This window comes from Pseudomonas sp. FH1, assembly GCF_000510895.2.
Lineage (GTDB): Bacteria > Pseudomonadota > Gammaproteobacteria > Pseudomonadales > Pseudomonadaceae > Aquipseudomonas > Aquipseudomonas azotoformans_A.
The window spans coordinates 1-2,551 of the sequence record NZ_AOHM01000105.1 but is presented as its reverse complement, the minus strand read 5'-3'; the positions used below and the strand labels follow the sequence as shown (position 1 = coordinate 2,551).

Genomic DNA, 2,551 nt, shown 5'->3' with positions numbered 1-2,551 from the left:
GCCATGGTCCATACCAGCCATACCGCCCATCCCCATGTCATCCATAGTGACGATTGGACGTGGATCTATAGCAGGTACCTGAGCAACTAGCCCTTCACGAAGAGCGAGGGTTCCGCGTGCATAACCCGTCCGATCCATAGACTGGGCGAAGATGGTGTAAGCCTCTTCACTGGCAGGCTCTACGATCACGTCATACGTTTCAGCTACGGCGATGCGGAATTCGTCAACGCTCACTGGGTTGACGTGTTGGCCGTCGGCGGCCACAACGGTCATTTTCAAACCAGGAATGCGGACGTCGAAATAGCTCATCGCCGAGCCGTTGATAAAGCGTAGTCGTAGCTTCTCACCCGGCTTGAAAATACCGGTCCAGTTACCGTTTGGCGCCTGGCCATTCATGAGATAGGTGTAAGTATCTGCGCTGACGTCTCCAAGGTCGGTTGGGCTCATGTTCATTTCAGCCCACATCTTCCTGTCAGCTACTGTTGCTGACCAACCTTGCTTACTGACATCGTCGATAAAATCACCAACGGTGCGTTTATGGTGGTTGTAGTAGCCCGACTGTTTCTTAAGCTTGGCCATGACGCGACTAGGATCTTCATCGGTCCAGTCAGTCAACATCACCACATAGTCGCGGTTGTATTGAAAAGGTTCAGGCTCTTTCGAGTCGATAACGATTGGCCCGTAAACCCCTGCCTGCTCCTGTAAGCCCGAGTGGCTGTGGTACCAGTACGTACCATTCTGATGAACCTTGAACTTGTACTCGTACATGCCGTCGGGTGCGATGCCATGGAAACTCAAGCCAGGTACACCGTCCATATTGGCCGGCAGAATGATCCCGTGCCAATGGATTGAGGTGTCTTGGTCCAAGCGGTTTTTTACACGCAGGGTGACTGTCTCTCCTTCGCGCCAACGCAGCAAAGGCCCTGGCAATGATCCATTGATGGTCATGGCTGTTCGCGGTGAGCCGGTAATGTTTACAGGGGTTTCACCAATAAACAGATCAAATTCATTGCCAGTGAGTACGCTCGGCAGACCTGGACTTGTCACCGCCCATACAGGAGTGCGCCAAAGGCCAAAGCCGCCGAGAATGCCACCAGCGGCCAAGCCTTTTACGAATGTCCGTCTAGAGGTTTTGGAATGCATGCCGTTTATTTCCAATCAGTCAAAAGGGAAGCCGTGCGAAACAACCGATCATGAGTTGCCCGGATCAGCTTTGCCCGCCGTCACAAAAGACAAACTCTTACGGCAAGCGAGTTCAGAAATTGCCACATTTAAACCACCGCAGTGATTACATTTCTGTCAGCTTGGAGGGCCCAGCTATTTAGCAATTCTTGTGATCCATCGCCTTGGCTTTGCTTTCAGCGACGGGAGGTTGGGCATTTTGCGTTTGAGCTACTCGGTACGATTCCATCGAATTATTCCTGGCCACTTCCATGCGTGCGAAAGTCCGGTCACCACCGCCTTCAGCCATAGCCAAAGAAGAGACGGTCAGAGCCGCGATGACGAACAAGGTTTTGATAGGGTTCATTTGGGGGGCCTCGGATGATTATTGGTAACCCCTGAATCCACATCAGTCGTTGACTCTTTGGGGGTGAGCTTGAGGCTCAATAGGACTATAAGACTCATCCCCTGTCAGGAAGCTTAGGCCAATATTACAGTTGTGTCAGGTTGCGATATTTCTCTTGAGATACAGAGTGATTAGTCCGTAAGGTCTAAGCTATCCAACGACACATAACCTCCATCCACCATCTAAAATTTACCTGTGCGGTGTTGTAAGTTTCCGGTCACTGCACGATGGCGTGGCGTTTTTTGAGTTTTCGCTGAAATCATACATCGGCTCGGACGCACTACGTTAAGAACTTGAGTGTTCGATAGGTGGGAATTAAATGGCGGCGTAACTAAAGGTGGCCACCGGTGAGTATTAATTTTGAAAAAGCGCTTGGCTCCGCAGAAAGAGCATTACTTTTTCGCAGCCAACGAGCTGAGGTACTTAGCAATAACATTGCTAATGCCGACACTCCTAACTTTAAGGCCAGAGACTTGGACTTTTCTGCTGTACTGGCTAGCCAAACAACGGGAGGTTTGGCTACTCCGTTCTCTTTAAAAACAACAAACCCGAAACATATTGCCGTAAACGAATTAGCAAGTGATATTCACAGCGGTGCTTTGCTTTACAGTACGCCGAACCAACCTTCCATTGATCAAAATACTGTGGATCGACAGGTCGAGGTCGCAAAGTATACGGAAAATGAAATTCATTTCGAAACCGCCTTTACTAGATTAAATGGAGCATTTAAGGGGCTACTTAAAGCTCTGCGAGGTGAATAATAAACTTTACCCAGCGAGGGAATCAGCGCCTCAGGCGCTGATTTGGGAAGGGAACCCGAGTGCTTCGACAGTTTTACGGACCTGCTCTGGGTTTTCGCTACTTTCGACGCTCACTTTACCGGCAGCGCGATCTACGGAAACCGTAGCCTCGCTGTCCAGTGACTGGATCGCTTTGGTGATTTTGCTGACGCAGCTACCGCAACCAATGCCTGATACGTTTAAG

The 2,551-nt window shown here is 50.1% G+C and carries 4 protein-coding genes; 1 reads left to right on the top strand and 3 read right to left on the bottom strand.

Translation table 11 applies throughout. The features are described from left to right. On the bottom strand, positions 1-1,143 hold a 1,143-nt coding region (locus H096_RS24800), incomplete at its 3' end, for a copper resistance system multicopper oxidase (RefSeq protein WP_033901975.1). 178 nt (positions 1,144-1,321) lie between these two features. After that, complete coding sequence (locus H096_RS24795; RefSeq protein ID WP_010565102.1) at positions 1,322-1,528, bottom strand: co-regulatory protein PtrA N-terminal domain-containing protein; 207 nt, start codon at positions 1,526-1,528, stop codon at positions 1,322-1,324. 386 nt (positions 1,529-1,914) lie between these two features. Between H096_RS24795 and flgB the strand changes: the two genes are divergently transcribed. Next, positions 1,915-2,328: a flagellar basal body rod protein FlgB gene (gene flgB / locus H096_RS33595; RefSeq protein WP_082461819.1), complete on the top strand. Its 414-nt coding sequence runs from the start codon at positions 1,915-1,917 to the stop codon at positions 2,326-2,328. Between the two features lie 30 nt (positions 2,329-2,358). Here the strand turns inward: flgB and H096_RS24790 are convergent. Continuing rightward, on the bottom strand, positions 2,359-2,551 hold a 193-nt coding region (locus H096_RS24790; RefSeq protein WP_241495543.1), incomplete at its 5' end, for a heavy metal-associated domain-containing protein.